At 69.2% G+C, this 3,576-nt stretch carries 5 protein-coding genes; 3 read left to right on the plus strand and 2 right to left on the minus strand.

The features are described from left to right. Both yjgA and mog read left to right on the plus strand, forming a co-directional pair. A partial coding sequence (yjgA, locus tag RMO12_RS11150) for a ribosome biogenesis factor YjgA (protein WP_309639335.1) occupies positions 1-450 on the plus strand: 450 nt, incomplete at its 5' end. After that, positions 443-1,027 carry a molybdopterin adenylyltransferase gene (mog, locus tag RMO12_RS11155; protein ID WP_309639336.1) on the plus strand — a complete coding sequence of 195 codons (585 nt, stop codon included), beginning with the start codon at positions 443-445 and terminating at the stop codon, positions 1,025-1,027. The genes yjgA and mog, both read left to right, overlap by 8 nt. Before the next feature lie 48 nt (positions 1,028-1,075). Here the strand turns inward: mog and cysE are convergent, their stop codons facing one another. Next, complete coding sequence (cysE, locus tag RMO12_RS11160) at positions 1,076-1,846, minus strand: serine O-acetyltransferase (protein WP_309625562.1); 771 nt, start codon at positions 1,844-1,846, stop codon at positions 1,076-1,078. Positions 1,847-1,915: 69 nt separating this feature from the next. Then, positions 1,916-2,635, minus strand: a complete 720-nt coding sequence (locus tag RMO12_RS11165) for an RNA methyltransferase (RefSeq protein WP_309639337.1) — start codon at positions 2,633-2,635, stop codon at positions 1,916-1,918. Between the two features lie 134 nt (positions 2,636-2,769). On the opposite strand from RMO12_RS11165, the gene RMO12_RS11170 reads away from it, so the two are divergent. Beyond that, positions 2,770-3,576, plus strand: an 807-nt coding sequence (locus RMO12_RS11170) for an inositol monophosphatase family protein (RefSeq protein WP_309639338.1), incomplete at its 3' end; no start/stop codon positions are given.

Consider the following 3,576-nt stretch of genomic DNA (forward strand, 5'->3'; position numbering starts at 1 on the left):
CTGCCCGACTCGCGCATCGACGCCATCGGCATGAGCGAATTGCTGCGCGACGCGGTGCGCACCGCGCAGCGCACCAAGTCGCACGAGGGCCGGCGGCGCCAGATCCAGTACCTGGGCAAGCTCATGCGCCGGGCGCAAGACGCAGGCGGCATCGAGCCGATCCGCGAGGCCGTCGCTTCCTTCCAGCTCGGTCATGCCAAGGACGCGCTGGCGCTGCACGAGGCCGAGCGCTGGCGCGCCGAGCTGCTGGCCGACGACGCCGCGCTCGGCCGCTGGCTGGCCGAGCACCCGACAAGCGACGTGCAGCAACTGCGCAACTTGACACGCAGCGCCCGCAAGGACGCGGTGCCCGCGCTGCCCGGCGGGCTCGCGCGCCACGGCCGCGCCTACCGCGATCTGTTCCAGTTGCTGCGCGAGACGCTCCACGACGCAAAGGCAGCGCATGAGTGACTTCGACGCGGTGAAGATCGGCCTCGTGTCGGTGAGCGACCGCGCCTCCAGCGGCGTCTACCAAGACCAGGGCATACCGGCACTGCAGGCGTGGCTGGTCCGCGCGATCAAAAACCCCATCACCTGGGCCACGCGGCTGATCCCCGACGACGCGCCCGGCATCAGCGCCACCTTGATCGAGCTGGTCGACGCCGAGCACTGCGACCTCGTGCTCACCACCGGCGGCACCGGCCCGGCGCCACGCGACGTGACCCCCGAGGCGACCTTGGCCGTGGCGCACAAGGAGATGCCCGGCTTTGGCGAGCAAATGCGCCAGATCTCGCTGCGCTTCGTGCCCACCGCCATCTTGTCGCGGCAAGTGGCGGTGATCCGCGGCAAGGCCTTGGTGATCAATCTTCCCGGGCAGCCGAAGTCGATCGCAGAAACGCTCGAAGGCTTGCCGAGCGCGAACCCGCCGGCCCACGGCATCTTCGCGGCGGTGCCGTACTGCATCGACCTGATCGGCGGGCCCTACCTGGAAACCGACGAAGCGGTGTGCAAGGCGTTTCGGCCGAAGAGCGCGGTGCGGGTGCGTTAGGGCGCCTGGCTCGCACGACGCCCTCGCCGCGCCCCGCCCTCTCGCGGCTCACTTCACCAACTGATTGAGCGCCGCCGCGTCGAAGTCTTCGCTCGTCTGCGCGTCGCTCGGCACGCAGTCGCCGGCCGCGGCACGTTGCGAGAGTTTTTCGACCGCCGCCCACAGCATGGCGATCTGGTGTTCGTGGCCCGAGGCGTGGTCGATCAGGCCCTTCATGGCCTGCGCGACCGGGTCGTCGCCCTGCGTCACGCCGTAGGCGGAGAAGCCCATTTTGTTGGCCACCGCCTCGCGCTGCAGGTCGTCGGGCGCGGCCAGGATGCGCGCCGGGTTGCCTACCGCGGTGGCACCGGGCGGCAGCGCCTTGGTGAGCACCGCGCCGGAGCCGATGCGCGCGCCCGCACCGACGGTAAAGCCGCCCAGTACGCAGGCGTTGGCGCCGACGATCACGCCGCGCTCCAAGGTCGGGTGGCGCTTGGCGCCCTTCACGAGCGCCGTACCGCCGAGCGTCACGCCCTGGTAGATGGTGCAGTCGTCGTGGATTTCGGCCATTTCGCCGATCACGACGCCCATGCCGTGATCGATGAAAACGCGCCGACCGATCTGCGCGCCGGGGTGAATCTCGATGCCCGTGAGCCAACGCGTCCCGTGCGAAATCATCCGCCCCATCCACTTGAAGCCACCCCTCCAGCAGGCATGCGCCCAGCGGTGCAGCAAGAGTGCGTGCAGGCCGGGGTAGCAGGTCAGCACCTCGAAGGGCGTGCGCGCGGCGGGGTCACGCTCGAGGATGCAGGCAATGTCTTCGCGAAGGCGGTCGAACATGGGGCGTCGGTGGAGTGATGAATGGCGAGCTGCTGGGTCAGGCACGGCGCTCGCTCTGCCGAGATTAACTCAGCGCTTGAGCATCGAGGTGGCGATGCCGCGCAGCAAATGGACCTCTTCTTCGCCCAGCGCGGCGCGGTTGAGCAACTGGTTCAGGCGCGGCAGCAGCTTCTTCGGCGCGGCCGGGTCCAGATGGCCGATGTGGACCAGCGCCCGCTGCCAATGCTCGATCAAACCCTGCACCGCGGCGCCGTCGGCCAGGCTCGCATCCACGGTGCGCGGCGCGACCGCATAGCCGCCGAGTGCCTGGCGCCATTCATAGGCGATCAACTGCACCGCTTGCGCGAGATTGAGCGAGCCGTAGTCCGGGTGCGCGGGAATGCTCAGGCAGGCGTGGCAGCGGTACACGTCTTCATTGGCCATGCCGTAGCGCTCGGAGCCGAACACGAAGCCCAGCCGCTGCCCACTCGCCACCAGGGTCGGCAGCAGCGCGCGCGGCGCATGCGTGGGCGGGCCAAAGTCGCGCGGCGTCATCGCCGTGGCGCAGGCGAAGCTCACGCCGTCGAGCGCCTCGGCCAAGGTCGCGACGATGCGCGCGCGCACCAGGATGTCGGCCGCGCCGCTGGCCATCGCCACCGTGTTCTCCTGGCTCAACACGTCGGCAAAGCGCGGCGCCACCAACACCAGGTCGGCAAAGCCCATCACCTTCATGGCCCGCGCCGCCGCGCCGACGTTGCCGGGGTGGCTCACGCCGACGAGGATGAAGCGGGCCGGATCAGCAAGGCTCATGGGACGGCAGCTAAAATTCAATTATCGGCGGCGGTGCTCGTCGCCCGCAGCCCAGTCGCTGCGCTTCGCGGCCTCACCGCCGCCCGCTCTTTTTACCCGCCGGTCCACCTTCACGCCTCGCGCGCCTGCCCGCCATGTCTCAAGTCCTGCACCCGATGCTCAACACCGCCGTCAAGGCCGCGCGCGCGGCGGGCGCGATCATCACCCGGGCCGCCCAGGACCTGGACCGCGTGGCGGTCACGAGCAAGTCGCACAACGACTTTGTCACCGAGGTGGACCACGCGGCTGAAGAAGCCATCATCAAGATCCTGCTGGCCGCCTACCCCGGCCACGGCATCCTGGCCGAGGAGTCGGGCCGCACGCACGGCGCCAAGGACAGCGACTACCTCTGGATCATCGATCCGCTGGACGGCACCACCAACTTCATCCACGGCTTGCCGGTCTACGCGACCTCGATCGCGCTGGCCTTGCGCGGCCAGGTGCAGCAGGCCGTCGTCTACGACCCCACGCGCAACGACCTGTTCTTCGCCTCCAAGGGCCGCGGCGCGTTCTTGAACGACAAGCGCCTGCGCGTGAGCAAGCGCATCCGGCTGCTTGAAGCGCTCATCGGCACCGGGTTCCCGTTCCGCAAGGGCGACAACTTCAAGCGCTACGTGACGATGTTCGAGGAAGTCATGCAAAGCTGCGCCGGCCTGCGCCGCCCGGGTGCTGCCGCACTCGACCTGTGCTACGTGGCCGCGGGCTGGTATGACGGCTTCTTCGAGACGGGCCTGAGCCCCTGGGACATCGCCGCCGGCTCGCTGATGGTCACCGAGGCCGGCGGCTTGATCGGCAACTTCACCGGCGAAGCCGACTTCCTCTATCAGCGCGAGATCGTGGCCGGCAACCCGAAGATCTATGCGCAGCTGGTGAGCATCCTGGCGCCGCACACGGGGGTGGTG

Source organism: Methylibium sp., assembly GCF_031393925.1.
In the GTDB taxonomy this organism is placed as follows: domain Bacteria; phylum Pseudomonadota; class Gammaproteobacteria; order Burkholderiales; family Burkholderiaceae_C; genus Methylibium.